At 31.8% G+C, this 21,051-nt stretch carries 22 protein-coding genes; 18 read left to right on the forward strand and 4 right to left on the reverse strand.

Features of this window, described 5'->3' with window-relative positions; genetic code table 11:
- Nucleotides 1–14 precede the first annotated feature (14 nt).
- On the forward strand, nucleotides 15–929 hold the full coding sequence (locus tag L987_RS06680; protein ID WP_011303166.1) for a D-ribose ABC transporter substrate-binding protein: 915 nt from the start codon (nucleotides 15–17) through the stop codon (nucleotides 927–929).
- Between the two features lie 55 nt (nucleotides 930–984).
- Here L987_RS06680 and msrA read toward each other — a convergent pair whose 3' ends face one another.
- Complete coding sequence (gene msrA / locus L987_RS06685; RefSeq protein ID WP_011303165.1) at nucleotides 985–1,500, reverse strand: peptide-methionine (S)-S-oxide reductase MsrA; 516 nt, start codon at nucleotides 1,498–1,500, stop codon at nucleotides 985–987.
- Nucleotides 1,501–1,639: 139 nt separating this feature from the next.
- On the opposite strand from msrA, the gene L987_RS06690 reads away from it, so the two are divergent.
- Nucleotides 1,640–2,623 carry an LCP family protein gene (locus L987_RS06690; protein WP_011303164.1) on the forward strand — a complete coding sequence of 328 codons (984 nt, stop codon included), beginning with the start codon at nucleotides 1,640–1,642 and terminating at the stop codon, nucleotides 2,621–2,623.
- Nucleotides 2,624–2,762: 139 nt separating this feature from the next.
- Here L987_RS06690 and L987_RS06695 read toward each other — a convergent pair whose 3' ends face one another.
- Nucleotides 2,763–2,948 carry a 2-hydroxymuconate tautomerase gene (locus tag L987_RS06695; protein WP_011303163.1) on the reverse strand — a complete coding sequence of 62 codons (186 nt, stop codon included), beginning with the start codon at nucleotides 2,946–2,948 and terminating at the stop codon, nucleotides 2,763–2,765.
- Between the two features lie 149 nt (nucleotides 2,949–3,097).
- On the opposite strand from L987_RS06695, the gene L987_RS06700 reads away from it, so the two are divergent.
- Entirely contained in the window at nucleotides 3,098–4,360 is a 1,263-nt protein-coding gene (locus tag L987_RS06700; protein ID WP_047503710.1) for a Y-family DNA polymerase, read from the forward strand.
- 148 nt (nucleotides 4,361–4,508) lie between these two features.
- Here L987_RS06700 and L987_RS06705 read toward each other — a convergent pair whose 3' ends face one another.
- Nucleotides 4,509–5,600: a prephenate dehydrogenase gene (locus L987_RS06705; RefSeq protein WP_002483353.1), complete on the reverse strand. Its 1,092-nt coding sequence runs from the start codon at nucleotides 5,598–5,600 to the stop codon at nucleotides 4,509–4,511.
- 175 nt (nucleotides 5,601–5,775) lie between these two features.
- Here L987_RS06705 and L987_RS06710 point away from each other — a divergent pair, with 175 nt between their 5' ends.
- Nucleotides 5,776–6,708 carry a D-2-hydroxyacid dehydrogenase gene (locus L987_RS06710; protein ID WP_047503713.1) on the forward strand — a complete coding sequence of 311 codons (933 nt, stop codon included), beginning with the start codon at nucleotides 5,776–5,778 and terminating at the stop codon, nucleotides 6,706–6,708.
- Between the two features lie 156 nt (nucleotides 6,709–6,864).
- Here L987_RS06710 and L987_RS06715 read toward each other — a convergent pair whose 3' ends face one another.
- Complete coding sequence (locus tag L987_RS06715) at nucleotides 6,865–7,269, reverse strand: hypothetical protein (protein ID WP_011303161.1); 405 nt, start codon at nucleotides 7,267–7,269, stop codon at nucleotides 6,865–6,867.
- A gap of 206 nt (nucleotides 7,270–7,475) precedes the next feature.
- On the opposite strand from L987_RS06715, the gene L987_RS06720 reads away from it, so the two are divergent.
- The 14 genes from L987_RS06720 (at nucleotide 7,476) to L987_RS06780 (ending at nucleotide 21,021) form a co-directional block, all read left to right on the forward strand.
- Nucleotides 7,476–8,513 (forward strand): M42 family metallopeptidase, encoded by a 1,038-nt coding sequence (locus L987_RS06720; RefSeq protein WP_047503716.1) that lies wholly within the window; start codon nucleotides 7,476–7,478, stop codon nucleotides 8,511–8,513.
- 47 nt (nucleotides 8,514–8,560) lie between these two features.
- Complete coding sequence (locus tag L987_RS14155) at nucleotides 8,561–8,743, forward strand: hypothetical protein (protein ID WP_011303159.1); 183 nt, start codon at nucleotides 8,561–8,563, stop codon at nucleotides 8,741–8,743.
- A 262-nt stretch (nucleotides 8,744–9,005) separates the two neighbouring features.
- Nucleotides 9,006–9,902 carry an ABC transporter substrate-binding protein gene (locus L987_RS06725; RefSeq protein WP_011303158.1) on the forward strand — a complete coding sequence of 299 codons (897 nt, stop codon included), beginning with the start codon at nucleotides 9,006–9,008 and terminating at the stop codon, nucleotides 9,900–9,902.
- A gap of 298 nt (nucleotides 9,903–10,200) precedes the next feature.
- The gene (locus L987_RS06730) at nucleotides 10,201–10,413 is read left to right on the forward strand and encodes a hypothetical protein (RefSeq protein ID WP_011303157.1); all 213 of its coding nucleotides are present in this window, start codon (nucleotides 10,201–10,203) and stop codon (nucleotides 10,411–10,413) included.
- A gap of 592 nt (nucleotides 10,414–11,005) precedes the next feature.
- On the forward strand, nucleotides 11,006–12,412 hold the full coding sequence (locus tag L987_RS06735) for an anthranilate synthase component I (RefSeq protein WP_047503719.1): 1,407 nt from the start codon (nucleotides 11,006–11,008) through the stop codon (nucleotides 12,410–12,412).
- On the forward strand, nucleotides 12,409–13,005 hold the full coding sequence (locus L987_RS06740) for an anthranilate synthase component II (protein ID WP_047503722.1): 597 nt from the start codon (nucleotides 12,409–12,411) through the stop codon (nucleotides 13,003–13,005). Before L987_RS06735 ends, L987_RS06740 begins: the two co-directional genes overlap by 4 nt.
- Entirely contained in the window at nucleotides 12,974–13,990 is a 1,017-nt protein-coding gene (trpD, locus tag L987_RS06745; RefSeq protein ID WP_047503725.1) for an anthranilate phosphoribosyltransferase, read from the forward strand. Before L987_RS06740 ends, trpD begins: the two co-directional genes overlap by 32 nt.
- Complete coding sequence (gene trpC, locus L987_RS06750; protein WP_011303152.1) at nucleotides 13,974–14,756, forward strand: indole-3-glycerol phosphate synthase TrpC; 783 nt, start codon at nucleotides 13,974–13,976, stop codon at nucleotides 14,754–14,756. Before trpD ends, trpC begins: the two co-directional genes overlap by 17 nt.
- Nucleotides 14,753–15,382: a phosphoribosylanthranilate isomerase gene (locus L987_RS06755; protein ID WP_011303151.1), complete on the forward strand. Its 630-nt coding sequence runs from the start codon at nucleotides 14,753–14,755 to the stop codon at nucleotides 15,380–15,382. Before trpC ends, L987_RS06755 begins: the two co-directional genes overlap by 4 nt.
- Before the next feature lie 3 nt (nucleotides 15,383–15,385).
- Nucleotides 15,386–16,600 (forward strand): tryptophan synthase subunit beta, encoded by a 1,215-nt coding sequence (gene trpB / locus L987_RS06760; RefSeq protein WP_011303150.1) that lies wholly within the window; start codon nucleotides 15,386–15,388, stop codon nucleotides 16,598–16,600.
- Entirely contained in the window at nucleotides 16,593–17,318 is a 726-nt protein-coding gene (gene trpA / locus L987_RS06765; RefSeq protein WP_047503728.1) for a tryptophan synthase subunit alpha, read from the forward strand. Before trpB ends, trpA begins: the two co-directional genes overlap by 8 nt.
- A gap of 135 nt (nucleotides 17,319–17,453) precedes the next feature.
- The gene (locus L987_RS06770) at nucleotides 17,454–18,110 is read left to right on the forward strand and encodes a type 1 glutamine amidotransferase domain-containing protein (protein WP_047503731.1); all 657 of its coding nucleotides are present in this window, start codon (nucleotides 17,454–17,456) and stop codon (nucleotides 18,108–18,110) included.
- A 361-nt stretch (nucleotides 18,111–18,471) separates the two neighbouring features.
- Complete coding sequence (locus L987_RS06775; RefSeq protein WP_002483340.1) at nucleotides 18,472–19,734, forward strand: aminoacyltransferase; 1,263 nt, start codon at nucleotides 18,472–18,474, stop codon at nucleotides 19,732–19,734.
- A gap of 27 nt (nucleotides 19,735–19,761) precedes the next feature.
- A complete protein-coding gene (locus L987_RS06780; protein ID WP_011303147.1) occupies nucleotides 19,762–21,021 on the forward strand; it encodes an aminoacyltransferase in 1,260 nt (419 codons plus the stop codon).
- Nucleotides 21,022–21,051: the final 30 nt, after the last annotated feature.

Here is a 21,051-nt window from a genome sequence, read left to right on the forward strand (position 1 = left end):
GTAGGAGGTTTATCATGAAAAAATTATTTTTAAGTATGATGGCAATGATACTGTTGTTAGCTGGTTGTTCTTTAGAGTCTCCTCTAGAAAAGCAAGATAGTGGTAAATCAGACAAGAAAAAATCAGATATTGTGGTTGGTGTAAGTATTTCTACATTGAATAATCCATTTTTTGTGAAAATTAAAGATGGTATATCAGCTGAGGCGAAGAAACAAGGTATTAAGGTTAAATTTGCAGATGCTCAAGACGATGCAGCAAAGCAATCTAATGATATTGATGATTTAATACAGCAAAATGTAGATTATCTTATCGTGAATCCAACTGACTCAGATGCTATTTCGGGTAGTGTTCAAATTGCGAATGATCAAAATATTCCTGTTATCACATTAGATAGAGAGGTTGCTAAAGGAAAAGTTGCTTCGTTTATTGCTTCAGATAATGTTAAAGGTGGAGAAATGGGCGGCAAGCTCATTGTTGATAAATTTGGTAAAGGTACAAAAGTAGTAGAGCTTGAAGGCATACCAGGTGCTAGTGCAACTCGTGAGCGTGGTAAGGGATTCCACAACGTTGCTGATGATGAGTTAGATGTCGTATCAAAACAAAGTGCCAAATTTAATAGAACAGAAGGTCTAAATGTAACGCAAAATATGATTCAAGCGCATCCTGATATTAAAGCAATATTTGCACAAAATGACGAAATGGCTTTAGGGGCTGTTGAAGCGGTTGGTAATAAAGATATTAAAGTTATTGGATTTGATGGTAATGAAGATGCAATAAAATCTGTTGAAAACAACAAACTATTTGCAACAGTCGCACAACAACCCAATTTAATGGGAGAAGAAAGTATTAAAACAGTTATGGATTTATTTAATGGTAAAAAAGTTCAAGAAAAAAATAAGATACCTTTAGAAATGAAAAAACAAAAATAGGATTTATGAGAAAAAGCCGGATACAGTGATCATCGTACTGTTTCCGGCTTTTTGTTTATTTATCTGTCTGTTGCTTATAATTTTGACGGTCTTGTTGTTCTTTGGCGTAACGTTCTGGATTTTTTTTATAAAAATCTTGATGTTCTGGCTCTGCTTCATAAAATGTAGCAGCAGGTAATACTTGTGTTGCAATAGCTTTATCTTTATCGATTGTTTCTTTGAGTTGTTCAATATATTCTTCGGCAACATTTTTTTGGTCTTCATTGGTATAGAAGATAGCAGTTTTGTACTGTGCACCTCTATCTTGAAATTGTCCGCCTTCATCTGATGGGTCTATTACTGAAAAGAAAATTTCTAATAATTTATTGTATGAAAACAGTGCTACATCATATTCGATTTCAACAGTTTCCAAATGTCCAGTGTTGCCTGTCTTAACTTGCTCATATGAAGGATTATCCACATGTCCTCCCATATAGCCAGAGGTTACGCTTTCAATACCTTCAAATGTGTCGAAGGGTTTAACCATACACCAAAAGCAACCTCCTGCGAAGTAGGCTTTGTTTATATTCATGCTTAACATCCTTTCCGTATTAGACCTTAGTACCATATATTAAGATATTACTTGATTTTTATACACTTTTTATATAACTTTAATATATGTTAATTATAGTACATAGAAGTGCAATTTTGAAGATATAAGGTTGATACTAATGAATGAAGACAAACTAAGAAGTAGTAAGAACACACAAGGCAATACTAATCCTCCGCCAATGCGTAGGGGGAAAAAGAAGCGGTTTAGGAAACTACCATTTATTATTTTGATTGGTATTATTATTTTAGCAATTATCATAGGCTATTCCGTACATGGTTATAATTCCGGCATAAAATATGCTAAAGATCATGGTAAAACGTTGAAACAGCATAAATTTAATGGTGCCGTAAAGAATGATGGTAAAATTACGGTTATGGTACTAGGTGCGGATAAAGAACAAGGCGGAATTTCTAGAACGGATTCTATTATGATAGCGCAATACGATTATATTCACAAAAAGATGAAAATGATGTCTGTGATGCGTGACATTTATGCTGATATTCCTGGAAACGGACAGCATAAAATAAATTCTGCATATTCTATCGGTGGACCAGAATTGTTAAGACAAACATTGAAGAAAAATCTTGGCATTGATCCTGAATATTATGCGATTTTAGATTTTACTGGATTTGAAAAAATGATAGATGAACTAGAACCTAATGGTGTGCCAATTGATGTTGAGAAAGATATGTCAAAAAATATTGGCGTGTCATTGAAAAAAGGACATCATCGTCTGAATGGTAAAGAATTATTAGGTTATGCTAGATTTAGACATGATCCAGAAGGCGATTTTGGTCGTGTACGTAGACAACAGCAAGTAATGCAGTCTCTTAAGCAAGAACTCGCAAGTTTGGATACATTACCGAAGTTACCAAAAGTTGCTGGTATTTTAAGAGGTTATTTAAATACGAATATGCCAGATTCTGTATTAATACAATCAGGTTTAAACTTTGGTATCCGTGGTGATAAGAAAGTCGTCTCTGTTACATTACCTATTAAAGGTACTTATCAGGATATTCAAACACCAATGGACGGTAGTGCTTTAGAAATTGATAAAGCCAAAAATAAAGCTGAAGTTAAAAAATTCCTTGAAGAAGATTAAGATAGTTTCGACATAAATAATAATAAGCGTACGTTACCCTATGGATAGCGTACGCTTTTTTTATATAGAAAATTTTTCATTTGTAATCAGGTGGGTTAGGTAATGAACTTGATTACATTTTTGATCATTAATTCTGTTTTTATTGATCAGATTTTCTCACACCAGCTACGCCATAGTGAGATGCTTTCATTTCTTCTATGACAATTTGTATCGCCTCTTTATTAGCACCTGTTGTTTTTTCTACAGCATTTGTAACCTCAGTTACCAAATTTTTAAGTTGTTCATCTGAACGTCCTTCTAATAACTTTACATTTACGATTGGCATGTGTAATTCCTCCTTTAATAATTTAAAGATATTATAGCATGAAAATTGAGAAAATTATAAATATATCAAATTGGAACATTTGTTCTTATCGCTATTGAAATAGAACATTTGTTCGTATATAATAAAATTAATTGAGGGAGGCATGAGATATGTATGATTATAATCTGGTGGAAGAGAGAGATGTATTGTGTATAGATCAAAAAAGTTTTTTTGCTAGCGTTTCTTGCATACAAAAAGGATTAGACCCAATGAAAGAAAAATTAGCTGTTGTTGCTGATACTAAAAGACAAGGTTCAGTTGTGTTAGCAGCAACGGGACCTTTGAAAGCATTAGGTGTAAAAACGGGATCTAGATTATTTGAAATACCACATAGAAATGACATATATATTATTAATCCAAGTATGAGAAAGTATTTAGAAGTTTCTGTAGCAATATCAAAAATTGCATTGCGCTATATTGCTCCTGAAGATTTACATCAGTATAGTGTAGATGAGTTTTTTATGGATGTGACCAATAGTTATCATAGGTTTAGTAGTACGGTTCAATCTTTTTGTCAAAAATTGCAATTTGAAATCAAAGAAGAAACAGGCATCAATTGTTCTATAGGTATAGGATCTAATATGTTATTGAGTAAGATTGCCATGGATGTAGAAGCAAAGCATACTAAAAGTCTAATTGCAGAATGGCGTTATCAAGATGTTCCGAAAAAACTTTGGCCAATCCAACCATTAAGAGAATTTTGGGGAATTAGTAGAAAAATTGAAGCGAAATTGAATAAAAGAGGTATTTTTACGATAGGCGATTTAGCACATTATCCTCACCAATACTTAAAAAGAGATTTAGGTGTTATAGGTGTGGATTTACATTTACATGCGAATGGTATCGATCAAAGTAGAGTGAGAGATAAATATAGAGTAATGAATCCATCTATTTGTAAGAGTCAGATACTGATGCGTGATTATCGTTATGAAGAATCTAAAGTAGTGATGCGAGAATTAATTGAAGATGTGGCGAGTCGTGTTAGAGGGCGAAATCAATTGGCAAGAACAATTCATTTTTCATTTGGTTATAGTGATAAGGGTGGCATAAATAAACAGTATACATTAGAAGAACCGACGAATTTAGAAGACAGTATTTTTAAAGTTGTCGAATATTTTGCTGATAAATTATGTGATCGTACCGCATTGATTCGTACAGTAAGTATTTCATTAACACAGTTTATAGAAGAGACAGATAGACAATTGAATTTGTTTATAGATGAATATGAAAGAAAGAGAAATGAAAAATTAGCTAAAACGATTGATGCATTGCATCGCAAATTTGGACGAGGTATTGTATCTAAAGCTGCTTCTTACACTGAAGCAGGAACAAAACACGGGAGATTAGGTCTTATGGCTGGCCATAAAATGTAAAGTCCCAAATAGCATTCTACTGGGCTTATACATGGAAGGTAGCTCAGGTAAATCTAAAAAATACTGCTTCATCCATTAAACAAGTAGGACAACGAAAATCAAATTTACCAAAAATGATTTCGTTGTCCGACTCATAAAATTTCATATATTAATCAAAATAAGTATCAAAATCACTAAGCGCATCTGCACCATCTTTGCGATCTTGTGGGTTTTTAAAACTAACTCGAAGTGCACCATAAATATCTTCACGAACTTCTAATATTCTCAAGTTGCTTATAGAAATATTATGTAAACTTAGGATGTTTGTAACTTTGCTTATCATACCCGGTTTATCCGGAATGTCTACATATAGATCATACTCCACAGATAGTGCACCTTGTTGTTTAAGGGGTAACTGATCACGATAAACTTTAGCATCGTTGAAAAAATCATAAAGTTCATCAGGATTATTGTGTTCGATTATATTAATGACATCAGACATTTGATTTTTCCATTCTTTTAAAATGCGCAATATTGTATTTTTATTTTCAATAGTAATATCACGCCACATAATAGGATTACTACTTGCGATTCTAGTAATATCTCTAAAACCACCAGCTGCAAGCGTCTTAACAAGTGAAGAATCTTCGACATGTTGCGCATTCAAATGAACGAGACTTGAAGCAATGATATGAGGGACGTGACTCACAATACCAGTGACAAAATCATGTTCTTCCGCTGTTGTAGAAATAAATTTAGCACTCGTTGTTTGTAATAAGTGCTGTATTTCCTCAAAAGCAGCATCATTATCAGTTTCATTATGAACTAAAATATAAAAAGCATTTTCAAATAAATGTTTTTTTGCATTTAATACTCCAGATTTATGGCTTCCTGCCATAGGATGGCCACCAACCAAATGAATATCATGATTTAAAAGAAACTGCTCATATTGTTGAATCGTTGACTTTGTACTTCCAGTATCTGTAATAATTACATGTTTTTTTAGTTGATAGTTTGGTAAATCTTGTAAGTATTTAACAGTCTGCTGTACCGGTGTTGCATAAATAATAATGTCAGCATTTTCAACACTAGTTTTATAGTCAGTTGATTGATAATCTATGATACCAATAGACAATGCTTTATCTAATTGTGAAGTATCCGCATCAAAGGCGGTTATTTCGATATCATCATGATAATATCTTAAGTTACTCGCTAAGCTTCCGCCAATAAGGCCTAAGCCAACGAAAAGAATTTGTTTCATTTAACAAACCACCTCTATCAAAATTTTCAGAATAGTAACATTGTATAGTAGCGTATACAATTTCGCAATATGAATTAAAAGTAGAAGTAAAAGTGAATAACTTTATAGAAAGTATGCTAAAGTAAACATATTATGCTTACTAAAATAAACATAGCATGGATTAGGAGAGAAGGCATTGGAAATAAATCATATTTTAATAGCCGGTGACTATAAATCAATTTTCCAAAAATATTTAAAGGATTTAAAGAATTACCAATTAAGTTTTGAGTCAGTTGAATCAATTACAAATGAAGATTTAGATTGGGCAGATGCTTATGTGGGATTTGAGCCATGTGAGCAATTTAAACCATCACAGGTGAAATGGGTGCATACGTTTAATGCAGGCATCAATAACTATTTAGCTATAGACGGCTGGCAAGCATCGCAAACTTTACTCACAAGAACAATTAGTGATTTTGGAGAAAAAATGAGCGAATATTGTTTGAGCTATATATTAGCTGATTTACAACATCATAAGTTATTTGAAGAACAGCAAGATGAAAACATTTGGCTCAAACAATCACCACAAGGATTGCGAGATCAAACTATAACTATTTTTGGTACTGGAGAAACTGGACAAACCATTGCTAAGATATTTTCATTATTAGGTATGACTGTCTACGGTATTTCTAATAGTGGGAAAGCAAAAGCCTATTTTAAAAAAGTGCTTCCTATCCATAAAGCTAAGACATTAGTTCAGCAAGCAGATTATATTATCAGTACTTTGCCACTAACAACAAAAACAGAAAAATTATTCAATCAAACTATGTTTGAAGCATTTGATCAAGCTTATTTTATCAATGTTGGTAGGGGACAAGTGGTGGATCAAGAAAGTTTAAAATCAGCTTTAAACAAAGGTAACGTCAGACATGCGGTATTAGATGTTTTTGAGTCAGAACCATTACACAAAAACTCTGAATTATGGCAAAGAAATGATATCACTATCACACCTCATATTTCTGCATTAACCGATTTGAATGAAGCTGTCACATGTTTTTATCATACTTTGAAAAATATAGAGCATGGTGAAATACTTGAAAATCAAGTGGATTTAAAAAGAGGCTATTAACAACGAACAAGCTGTACATATAACAAAAGCAATCATAAAGCTGTTTCTAAAAGTAAAATAAAGCTACTATCATCATCTCTATGTAAAGGATAGTAGCTTTATAATTAAAATTTAAGTATGTTTGGCAACATCAATTTAGCATATAGTTTTAAAATGTTATTGTATATTTTTAGATTTAGAATTTATATTTAACCTTTTTTCTAATACAGATATAAAAATAAAATTAACTAAAACAACTAAAAAAATAGTGCCAATATTTCCAAGTAAATGAGGCAAATCAAAATATAGTATTATAATCATCAATAGGATATTTGTATAAACATAAATATAAACATGAGTCATTATTTTTCGTTTAAGTTTATTTGATGCTGAGCCGAAGAATTTGAGAAGGCTTAATAAACCTAAAATTAATAAAAAACTTACTGCAATCATACTAGTGAAAACGTTATATTTTGTTGAGCTTGAAGTCAGAAAGATATTTAATACATATAAAATAAAAAAGATTATAGATATCGTATATCTTAATCTAACTTCCAATTTTAAAAGTTTGTCATTTTTCATAAAGTTTTATACACCCCTAAAGCATAATGATTATTTAATACATATTATTTAGTATTTCAAAATAATATTTAAAAATGTTGTTGTATGCAATGTAACATAAATTTTTAAATTCAACTATGTATTTTAAAAGGGATATAGTATTAATGGTATTATTTTTAAAATTTAAACGTTAGACTATATATATAATATATTTGGAGGGGGATTAGATGTCAGAATCAATTTTTAATACAATCCAAGCATTGACGGCAATAAATAGTCCGTCAGGGTACGCAGAAAAAGCCATTCAATACGTAAAAGGTGAAGCAGAACAATTAGGCTACCCAACAGAAGTGACTAACAAAGGAGCGCTATTAATCACAGCAAAAGGTGAAAATGATAAAGCGCAAAAATGTGTTACAGCACATGTGGATACGCTTGGCGCTATGGTCAAAGAAATTAAGGAGGATGGTCGTTTATCACTAGATTTAATCGGTGGGTTTAGTTATAACGCAATAGAAGGGGAATATTGTGAAATTGAAACTTCGTTAGGACAAATCTATACAGGAACCATTTGTTTACATGAAACAAGTGTACATGTATATCGCAATAATGACGATATCTCGAGAGATATTGAACATATGGAAGTAAGAATAGATGAAAAAGTCTCAACCAAAGAAGAAACTCAAAGTTTAGGTATAGAGGTAGGCGATTTTATAAGTTTTGATCCAAGAACACAGATTACATCATCAGGTTTTATTAAATCACGCCATTTAGATGATAAAGCAAGCGTAGCCATGATTATTGAATTTTTAAAGACTATAAAAAATGAAAATTTAACTTTACCACATACGATTCAATTCTATATATCAAATAACGAAGAAATTGGTTATGGTGCTAATGCGTCTATATCTCCAAAAATAAGTGAATTTATAGCATTTGATATGGGAGCATTAGGAGATGGACAAGCATCGGATGAATACACAGTTTCTATTTGTGCGAAAGACGCATCTGGTCCATATCATAAAGGGTTACGAGAGCAATTGGTTGAATTATGTAAGATAAATCAAATACCGTACAAGGTAGATATTTATCCATATTATAGTTCTGATGCTTCTGCAGCATTAAAAGCGGGTGCTGATATCAAGCACGGTTTATTTGGTGCAGGCATTGAATCCTCTCATGCATTAGAACGGACACATATCGATTCTATAAAGGCAACGCAAGCATTGTTACAGGCTTATTGTCTAGCAGCTATACAGAGCTAAATGTTTATACTAATTGTTTAAATTATTAGTTGAAAAGGAGAATTTGAGTGGAACAGTCACTACTTTGGTCAAGAAAATTCATACCTGTGTATTTCATAGTAGCAGCGCTACATTTCATATTTTTTAAGATGTATATCCAAACAGACAATTATTCTATTTATTTGATGACTATTTTACTTGTTGGTTTAGGTATTGCTTCTTGTATATATAATTATAGAAATAGGTCATAATTTAAATGAAGTACCAGCTATGTTAATGGAATTAGAATCTTTGATGCCATAAAAACATAGACATATTAAAAAAAAGAGCCATTTATGGCTCTTTTTTTGGTTTGAAAAATCATAACAGTCTAGTAAGTGAATTCAACAAAGTTAATGAACAACTTAAACAATAAATAAATTTAAATGAAAAATCAGACATCTTATTGATAATCAATATCAATTACTGCATAATAAAATGATATTGAAAGAATATACTAAAAGGGATGATACGATGAAAAGATTAATTGTTTTATTTTTAAGTTTATTAATTATTTTGTCTGCTTGTGGTCAAAATAAAGACTCGAATAAAGAAACAAAAACGTTTAAAACGCAATCAGGAAAGAGTATTAAAATACCAAAGCACCCAAAAAGGATAGTAATTTTAACTTCAAATTTCGGTAATTTTAAAGATTTAGGCGTTACACCTGTGGGTGTTAATAATGATTTTCCAAAATCAAAATATATCAATGAAAAAGGTGCTAAACGTGTAGGTTCAGAAGATGTTGAAGGTGTTGCAAAATTGAAGCCAGACCTAATTTTGACTTATGATGTAAATACTAAAATAAAAAAATATCAAAAAATCGCACCTACAATACCAATAAAATACAATGATTATTCATATAAAGAAATGCATCTTGCAATAGGGAAAATACTAAATAAAGAAAATGAAGCTAAAAAACAAATTAAAGATATGGAGAAACAACTTCAATCTGATGGAAAGGTAATTAAAGATAAAATAGGCTCAAATAAAACTTTTACCGTAATGGAAATCAAACCTAAGCAACTTTCAATTTTTGGTGAAAATTTTGGTAGAGGCACGCCAATAATATATCAAGAATATCAATTACCATTTCCAAAAGGTGTAAAGGGAATGCTTGATAAAGATGGCTTTAAAACAATACCACATGAGCAATATAGCAAATATGCTGCTGATTATATATTAATTCCGACTGAAAAAGGTAACCCTATCAACAATGAATTTACAGAATCATCGCTTTGGAAAAATCAGCCAGCTTATAAAAATAAGCATATATATTATTATCCTAAAAATGAGGCTACCTATTCTGATCCTTCGTCGCTTAAGAAACTTTCAAATTATTTCAAGGATAGATTGCTAGAGCAAAAATAAGCATATGATGATATTGAAGTGACATCTTTGATTATGGAATATAAAATTGTACTAATCAAAGATGTCTATATATTACTTATTAAAGAAAGATAATCTCAATGGCCAAAATGATTTAAATAACGCGTAGGGTGGTTTTTAAACTGAAGAAAACGCTGCTTTATTAGCTTTTTTAATAATAATGAGCCGTTTATAACAATTTAAGGGTAACTGTTGGCATCTCGATGTATATACCATTAAAATAGAAATTAACGACTAACTATAAAAAAAGCAATCAAATGTAATATGGGAGTATAAAATCATGAAAAAACCGAGTTTAAGAACGATATTGTTAACGATATTTTGGATATTAGTTTTACTATATGCGATGTATGTAACATTTGCTGACCATAAATTTCAATATCATCCAATTATCTTTTTATTCTTATTTGCCATAGGTGCAAATTTAATCAAAAAAGTCGCTCCAAAAGATAATTATGAAAAATATCAAAATAATAAAGACAAGCTAGAATAGGCTTATCTAATATGGCTTTGTAATATAATCGATGTATTTTTCAATAGCACGGAAAGTATAAAAATGAAATTAATGATTGACAAATTGATTTTATCCTAGTAGGATTCTAGGTAATTACTTTTTGCAACGAAAGTTGCCATTTGAAAGATAACGTAGCAAATATGTCATGTAGCAAAAAGAAAGCTAATGGTTGATGAAAATTAGCACTGCATATATTGTGAATTGGGCTTTTAAATGTACTAAATTAATAGCAATGAAAGTGAACAATGAATTTGTTAACTAAGGTGGCACCACGGTAACGCGTCCTTACAGTATGTATGCGTTAATGTGGTGTTTTTTTATATTAAATTTGAACTGAATTAGAAAACAAAATGAAGTAAGTTATGGCAGGGTAGTTACAGAAAGTTAGTGGTTGATGCAAACTAACACCCACATATACTGAAATTGGGTTTTGTTGGATTAAAACGAATAAAACAAAGAGCGAGTAGATGATTTTAAATTAATTGTTTATCTACTAATTTTAGGTGGTACCGCGCGTCAGCGTCCTTAACATAGTTTAAGGGCGCTGTTTTTTTATAAGGAGGAAAGTTAAATGAAAGTACAATACCAAAAATTAAATGCTGAAGTTACCCCAGAAGCATTAGCAAGATTAAGAAAAAATAAAATGATTTTAGAAAGCTCAGATCAATCACAATTAAAAGGACGTTATTCTATAGTGATTTTTGACACTTATGGAGCAATTACTTTGGATAATGATGAAATGACTATTCAAACAGCTACTAACAAAACGATAGAACAGAATCATCCTTATGAAAAAATGCAAGCTTTTATAGATCAATATAAAACTAATATAGAGGATGCAATATTAGAAGATTTACCTTTTATTTCAGGTTTCGTTGGTTCGTGTAGTTTTGATTTGGTAAGACATGCATTTCCTGTTTTAAAAGAAATTGAATTAACAGATCACCCACAACACGACGCAAAATTATATATGGTAGAAGATGTTTATGTTTTTGATCATTACAAAGAACATTTATACGTCATCGCAACGAATTTATTTTCTAATCAAAGTGATGAACAATTGAAAGCACGTGTGCAACGTCGTGTAGAAGAATTACAACAAATTAATATCTATCCTTTACGAAATGAACAAAAAGTAACAGAAAAAAACATAAAATCTAATATGGCAACGGAACAATTTATAGCAACAGTAGAAAAAATGAAGCATCTTATACAACAAGGTGATATGTTCCAAGTTGTGCCATCTATCATATACAGCTATGAACACAATTTTGGACAACAGTTACATCAATTATCTTATCAGTTGTATCAAAATTTAAAACGTCAAAACCCAAGTCCGTATATGTACTACTTGAACATGGATGAACGCATTGTCGTCGGCAGTTCACCTGAGAGTTTTGTAAAAGTTCAAGGTCAAACAGTAGTGACCAATCCTATTGCTGGAACAATAAAAAGAGGAAGCACTCTGGAAGAAGACAATGCAAACGAAACACAATTGAAAAACGATCACAAAGAATTAAGTGAACATAGCATGTTAGTTGATTTAGGAAGAAATGATATTCACAGAGTAAGTGAAACAGGTACTTCTAAGATACAAAAGTTAATGGCAATTGAGCGTTATGAACATGTTATGCATATTGTAAGTGAAGTAACAGGACAACTTAAGCAAGACTATTCTCCAATGTCTGTGATTGCGAGCTTACTACCTACTGGTACAGTGTCGGGTGCTCCAAAACTAAGAGCCATTCAACGTATCTATGAAGCGCAACCACAAAAACGAGGTGTCTATAGTGGCGGTATAGGCTACATCAATTGTAATCATGATCTAGATTTCGCCTTGGCAATACGTACAATGATGATTGATGAAACACATGTAAATGTTGAAGCTGGATGTGGCGTTGTCTATGACTCAATACCTGAAAAAGAACTAGAAGAAACAAAGTTAAAAGCTAAGAGTTTATTGGAGGTGTCACCATGATATTAATCGTTGATAACTATGATTCATTTACCTATAACCTAGTAGATATGATAGCCAAAAATAATGAAGTGATAGTGAAATATCCTGATGATCCGGAGATTTATCATTTAGATGTAGATGGTGTAGTCATATCACCTGGGCCAGGGCACCCATTAGATAAAGAAGATTTAATGAAAATTATAAAGCATCATGAAAATAAACCAATCTTAGGTGTATGTTTAGGTGCTCAAGCATTAACATGCTATCACGGTGGAGATGTTATTCAAAGTGAATTCATCATGCATGGTAAAACGGATCAAATGAGAATCATAAAAGATACAAAGTTGTACAGAAATATTCCAGAATATTCTGAAATAATGAGGTATCATTCACTGATTAGTAATTCAAAAACAATACCTGAAGCATTTATTATAACAGCAGAAACAAAAGATTGTATTCAATCATTTGAACATAGTCAATTGTTACACTTCGGAATTCAATATCATCCTGAATCTTTTGCAACAGCGGATGGTGTACAAATCATCAATAATTTTTTGAATATAGTAAAGGAGGACAAAAGTAATGGAACTACAAGCACAATTAAAACAGTATAAACCATTAAATCAGCAACAAATGAATGAATTTATAGAACTACTTATTGCTGATGATATATCAAACGAAATAAAAGCAAATTTATTATCATCGTTCTCAGAAAAAGAGATTACTCAAGAAGAATTAACATATATTTCAAAAAGTTTGATTCATTCTATGTATCGACAGCAGCCTTATTATCCGAATGGTATGTGTGTTTGTGGTACAGGGGGAGATAAATCAAATAGCTTTAATATTTCAACGACAGTTTCGTTTGTAATTGCTAGCGCAAATATCCCTGTGATTAAACATGGCAATAAGAGTGTTACCTCATCATCAGGTAGTACAGATTTGCTAGAGGCAATGGGTATAAATACAAGTTCTGTTGAAGCAACACCAAGTCAATTGAATCAAGTTGGTTTAGCTTTCTTGAGTGCAACAGATACGTACCCGATTATGAAAAGCATTCAACCTATTAGAAAAATGATGACTAACCCAACAATTTTTAATATAACTGGTCCGATTATTAATCCATTTAAATTAGATTATCAAGTGATGGGTGTATATGAAACATCAAAATTAGAAAAGATTGCTCAAACACTTAAAGATTTAGGCCGTAAAAAAGCAATCGTTGTCTATGGAGCCAATGGCATGGATGAAGCAACGCTTTCTGGTGATAATATGATATACGAAGTAAATGAAAACGAAGCTACTAAAAATTATACTGTAAATCCAAAGGACGTTGGTTTAGCGTATGCACCAAATGAAGCGCTCATTGGTGGTACACCACTTGAAAATTTAGAGATTACCAAAAATATTTTGACGGGTGTTGATCGAAGCGCAAAACGTGATGTAGTGGTGTTTAATGCGGGTATCGCTTTATATGTTGCTGAGAAGGTCAGTTCTATTAAACAAGGTGTAATTGAAGCACAACGCTTAATTGATAATGGCAATGCTATTGCACAATACAACAAAATGGGAGGAATGACATATGACTATATTGGATGAAATCGTGGATTATAAAAGAAATTTAATAAAAGAAGGTTACTATGAAGAGAAATTAAAGACATTAAATGAGGTAGACATTACGCATAAATCTTCGTTTAAGTCGCAATTAGATGAGTCTAACCAATTAGCAGTAATCGCAGAGATTAAATCTAAAAGTCCAACATTAGATCAATTACCAAATAGAGATTTAGCACAACAAGTTAAGGATTACGAAGCTAACGGTGCAAATGCAGTCTCAATTCTCACAGATGAGCATTACTTTGGAGGTAGCTATGAAAGATTGCAAGATTTAACATTACAAACGACTTTACCGGTACTATGTAAGGACTTTGTTGTCGATAAAATTCAAATTGATGTAGCAAAAAAAGCCGGAGCATCAATCATATTGTTAATCGTTAATGTATTAACAGATCAACAAATGAAAGATTTATATCAATATGCGACATCACTAAATTTAGAAGTACTAGTAGAAGTACATGATAAAGAAGAATTAGAAAGGGCCTACAAATTAAAACCACAAATTATTGGTGTAAACAATAGAGATTTGAAACGATTTGTCACAGATGTGCTGCATACAAATGAAATATTAGAAAACAAAAAAGAGGGCTACTATTATATTTCGGAAAGTGGTATTCGGGATGAACAGGATGTAGCGAATGTGGTTGAGTCAGGTATTGATGGTCTGTTAATAGGTGAGTCGTTAATGAAATGTGAAGATTTAAGTCAATTTTTACCAGGATTAAAATTAACTAAGGTGACAAAGTGAAAATAAAATTTTGTGGATTTCGTACGTTAGAAGATGTTGAAAAGGCAAAAGCATTGAATATCGACGCTATGGGCTTTATACATTTTACTGAGAGTAAGCGATTTGTTGATATTCAAACGATTAAACAATTTACAGATATTATACCAAATGATAAGGAAAAAGTGATTATTCTAGTAAATCCTGAACGCGCTACAATAGATAGCATTATTAATCATACAGGTATTACAACAATACAACTTCATGGAAACGAACCTATAAGTACGGTGCAATATATTAGACAACAAAATAGTAACTTAAAAATTATTAAAGCATTACCTGCAGTAAATCAACAAACATTATTAACATCAATAGATTATTACAAGCATTCAGTTGACCAATTTATTATTGATACACCATCACAATCCTATGGTGGTACTGGCAAAACGTATGATTGGAAAATTTTAGATACCATACATGATGTTGATTATTTAATTGCAGGTGGCATTAATTATGAAAATATACAAAAGATAGAAAACTTATCACTTCATCATACTGGTTATGATATTGCAAGTGGCATAGAAACGAATCATAAAAAAGACTTAAATAAAATGTTAGAAATTATAAAACTTTTAAAAGGAGCTCAATAAACTATGGTTGAAAATATACAAACAGAAGCAGATGCATTTGGTTTTTTCGGTAATTATGGTGGACAATATGTACCAGAAACATTAATGCCCGCAATACAAGAATTGAAACAAGCTTATCAGGACGCTAAAAATGATCCTCAATTTCAGATAGAACTTGATGATTACTTAAAAGATTACGTAGGTCGTGAAACACCGCTAACATATGCTAAGTCTTATTCGGAATTACTTGGTGGTGCAAAAATCTATTTGAAACGTGAGGATTTAAACCATACGGGTGCACATAAAATTAATAATGCACTTGGTCAAGCACTGTTAGCTAAACGCATGGGAAAAAATAAATTAGTAGCCGAAACTGGAGCGGGGCAACATGGTGTTGCTAGTGCAACTGTAGCTGCCTTATTTGATATGGAACTCGTTGTGTTTATGGGTGAAGAAGATATCAAAAGACAATCATTAAACGTGTTTAGAATGGAACTATTAGGCGCAAAAGTGGAATCAGTCACTGAAGGACAAGGCACATTATCTGATGCAGTCAATAAAGCATTACAGTACTGGGTAAGCCATGTTGATGATACGCATTATTTGCTAGGCTCTGCACTGGGACCTGATCCTTTTCCTACTATTGTAAGAGACTTTCAAAAAATTATTGGTCAAGAAATTAAAGCACAAGTTCATGAAAAAGAAGGTCAATTACCAGATGCTATTGTCGCATGTGTAGGCGGTGGTTCTAATGCCATCGGGACGTTTTATCCATTTGTAAAGGATGATGTTAAGCTTTACGGTGTTGAGGCAGCGGGCGACGGAATAGATTCAGATAAACACGCGCTTGCTATAAATAAAGGTAAAGAAGGCGTGTTACATGGTACTAAAATGTATTTAATTCAAGATGATGATGGTCAAATACAATTAGCACACTCAATATCTGCAGGATTGGATTATCCTGGCGTTGGTCCAGAGCATTCATATTATCATGACATTGGAAGAGTGAAATATGCTACTGCAAGTGACAAACAAGCAATGGATGCTTTAGTGCGATTTACTAAAGCGGAAGGTATCATACCAGCTATCGAAAGTGCACATGCCTTAAGTTATGTAGAAACATTGGCACCTACGATGCGTAACGATGAAATACTTGTGGTTACAGTATCAGGCCGCGGTGATAAAGATATGGAAACGATTAGAAATTATATGAAACAGGAGGGTGACACGCATGCATAAATTATTTGTACCTTATGTTATGGGCAACAGAGACTTTATTGAAAATGTAAAAACACTAAGTGAAGCAGGTGCAGATATAGTTGAAGTGGGTGTTCCATTTTCAGACCCTGTTGCTGATGGGCCGGTAATCATGAATGTTGGTAATAAAGCAATTCAAGAAGGCGTTAATATACAATATATTTTCGATCAACTTACAGAAAATCAAGATGAGATTCAAAGTAAGTATGTGTTAATGACATACTACAATATCATTAATCATTATGGTGAATCAGCATTTTTGAATGCTTGTGAACAAGCAGGTGTGTATGGTTTGATCATACCAGATTTGCCTCATGAGTTGGTGCAACAACTTAAAGCGCGTCATCCAGAACGCAAAACAAATATTATTTCATTAATTGCTATGACAACTTCAAATACTAGAAGTCATCAAATAGCCAAGGATGCAGAAGGATTTATTTATACTGTAACGATGAATGCGACTACAGGCGAAGATGGTAAATTTCATCCAGAGCTAAAAAATAGAATTAAAGATATAAAAGCACATACTGAAGTTCCTGTAGTAGCTGGATTTGGTATAAGAACAGCAGCACATGTAAAAGATATTATTGAAGCTTCAGATGGCGTAGTGATAGGTAGTGAAATAGTAAAACGCTTTGAAAATGACGATAAACAAACTACCATTGAGTATTTAAAAACAATAAGAAATGTCTTGAATTAAGCAAAGATTGTCATATATTTTTATGTGTATGCATTAAAAATAAGGGTAATATGATATCAGAGGAAGAGTTAGATAAATAGTATCGTTGGTATTATTTATCGTTCATACCTTTATTTTTAAAAGAGGTGACTTAATTTGAGTAAAAAAGTATTATTTATAATTACGAGTAGAAGTCAATATGATGATGGCACGCCAACTGGACTATGGTTAGAAGAGGCGAGCGAACCTTATAATATATTAACAGAAGCAGGTATTGATGTGGATATCGTGTCGATTGAAGGTGGAGAAATTCCATTAGATCCAAATTCTACACAAAATGATGAATTAAATCAGTATGCTAATTTTGTTGAAAAGTTAAAACAAGTACCAAGTATTGAAAATATTGATGTATCACAGTACGATGCAGTCTATTTACCTGGTGGACATGGTGCCGTATTTGATTTTGCACATAACCAACAATTAGCAGATATCCTTGCAGACTTTAAAGAAGAAAAGAAAATTATTTCTTCAGTATGTCACGGACCAAGTGTATTTGTGGGTGCCAAAGATAAACAAGGCAATTTCTTAGTTAAAGGTGTTACATTAACATCATTTACAGATAATGAAGAACGTACGATGGGCTTGGAAGACAAAGTTCCATTTTTAACTCAAACGGAATTGGAAAATCAAGGTGCTAAGTTTGTGACAAAAGATGATTTTACAGAGCATATTGAATCTGATGCCCAATTTATCACTGGTCAAAATCCACAATCAAGTGTAGCAATAGGTAAAGCAATCAGAGATGCTTTATAATTAGAAACTTTTTCTTGAAATAATATAAAACCGGAGAACGAGATAAGTTCTCCGGTTTTATCATGTATTTACAAATAAATTAAGTGAAGATGACAGTAAATATATAATTAAGGTAATAAAACCAAAAGTTATTCATAATTAAATTATAAATCTAACATGTTAAATATGAATAAATGCTTACGCTTTGTTAAAATAAAAGTAGTGATATAATTAAATAATACATAAAACGCAGTGTAATCATTGCATTAGAAAGATTATGTACAGGCTATTGATTTAGTTTTATAAATGAATATTGTATAATAATCTAGATTGAGAATTAAACTCGAAAATAGAACTATAGATAAATAGGAGTATATAAAAAATGAAATTTACGAATTTAACTGCAAAAGAGTTCGGTGCATTTACGGATAAAATGCCGAATAGTCATTTTACGCAAATGGTTGGAAATTATGAATTGAAAATTGCAGAAAGTACAGAAACACACCTAGTAGGTATTAAGAATAATGATAATGAAGTAATTGCAGCATGTTTACTTACAGCTGTTCCTGTTATGAAATTCTTCAAGTATTTTTATTCCAATAGAGGTCCAGTCATAGATTTTGAAAATAAAGAACTCGTACATTACTTCTTTAACGAATTAGCAAAATATGTAAAAAAACATAATGCCTTATATTTACGAGTAGATCCTTATCTTGCTTATCAATATCGTAATCATGATGGTGAAGTATTAGCAAATGCGGGTCACGATTGGATTTTTGATAAAATGAAACAACTCGGTTATAAGCATGAAGGTTTTTTAACTGGCTTTGACCCAATACTTCAAATAAGATTCCATTCTGTTTTAGATTTAGCTGGAAAAACTGCTAAAGACGTACTTAATGGTATGGATAGTTTACGTAAACGAAATACTAAAAAAGTACAGAAAAATGGTGTGAAAGTAAGATTTTTAGGTGAAGATGAGTTGCCAATATTCCGCTCATTCATGGAAGATACTTCTGAAACAAAGGATTTTGACGATAGAGATGACGATTTTTATTATAATAGGTTAAGATATTATAAAGATCGTGTGCTTGTCCCATTAGCTTATATGGATTTTGATGAATATATAACAGAATTAAAGGCTGAACGCGAAGTATTAAGTAAAGATATAAATAAAGCAGTTAAGGATATAGAAAAAAGACCAGAAAATAAAAAAGCGTATAATAAAAAAGAAAATTTAGAACAACAACTGATTGCAAACCAACAAAAAATAGATGAAGCCACTGCGTTACAAGAGAAGCATGGTAACGAATTACCGATTTCTGCAGCTTACTTTATTATTAATCCTTATGAAGTCGTTTACTATGCAGGTGGTACATCTAATGAATTTAGACATTTTGCTGGTAGTTATGCAATACAATGGAAGATGATTAATTATGCTATAGATCATAATATAGATAGATATAATTTTTATGGTATTAGTGGTCATTTTACTGAAGATGCAGAAGATGCAGGTGTTGTTAAATTTAAAAAAGGTTTTAATGCAGATGTAGTAGAATATGTTGGTGATTTTATTAAACCGATTAATAAGCCAATGTACAAAATTTATACGACATTGAAAAAAATTAAGGATAAAAAGAAATAAACATAAATAGAAGGGAACTAAGCTAGAATGAAATTTACAGAGTTAACTGTCAAAGAATATGACAATTTTGTACAGAATCCAGCATTAGAGAGTCATTATTTTCAAGTGAAAGAAAATATTGCGACAAGGGAAGAAGATGGATTTCAAGTTGTATTATTAGGCTTAAAAGATGACGATAATCAAGTTATTGCTGCTAGTCTTTTCTCTAAAATTCCTACAATGGGAAGCTATGTTTATTATTCAAATCGCGGTCCAGTTATGGATTATAATGATTTGGGGTTAGTAGATTTCTATTTACGTGAGTTAGACACTTATTTGCAACAGCATAATTGTTTATATGTCAAAATGGATCCATATTGGATTTATCAAATATATGATAAGGATATTAATCCATTACCTAATCATGATAAGAATGATGCACTCGTTAATTTATTCAAATCTCATCGTTATATACATCACGGATTTACAACATCGTATGATACATCTAGTCAAGTTAGATGGATGGGCGTATTAAACCTTGATGGTGAAACACCAGCTTCATTAAAAAAACAATTTGATAGCCAAAGAAAACGTAATATTAACAAGGCAATTAATTTTGGCGTGAAGGTAAGGTTACTAACAAGAGATGAATTTGATATATTCTTAGAATTGTATCGTGAAACAGAAGAACGTACAGGTTTTGTTTCTAAAACGGATGAATACTTTTATAACTTTATAGATAATTACGGTGATAAAGCATTAATCCCATTGGCCTACATTGATTTGGATGAATATATTAATCATACTCAAGAAAGCATTAATGAAAAAGAATCACGCCGCGATCAAATGATGCAAAATGAGAATAAATCTGATAAGCAGTTGAAGAAAATTGCAGAGCTAGACAAACAGATTGAACATGATAAAAAAGAATTACTTCATGCGAGTGAGTTAAGATTAACTGACGGTGCTATTTTAAACTTAGCCGCGGGTGTTTATTTTGCAAATGCATATGAAGTGAATTATTTCTCAGGTGGTTCATCAGAAAAATATAATCAATATATGGGACCCTATATGATGCACTGGTATATGATGAATTATTGCTTTGATCATGGCTATGGTCGTTATAATTTCTATGGTCTATCAGGTGACTTTACTGAAAATAGCGAAGATTACGGTGTATATCGCTTTAAACGAGGCTTTAACGTACAAATTGAGGAATTGATTGGTGATTTCTATAAACCAATTAAGAAATCGAAATATTGGTTATTTAATACGTTGAATAATGTTAGAAAGAAAATTAAAAAATAATATTAAAAAGAAAGCATACTGGTTGTAAGC

Origin of the sequence: Staphylococcus sp. ZWU0021, assembly GCF_000798895.1 — a bacterium.
In the GTDB taxonomy this organism is placed as follows: Bacteria; Bacillota; Bacilli; order Staphylococcales; family Staphylococcaceae; genus Staphylococcus; species Staphylococcus saprophyticus.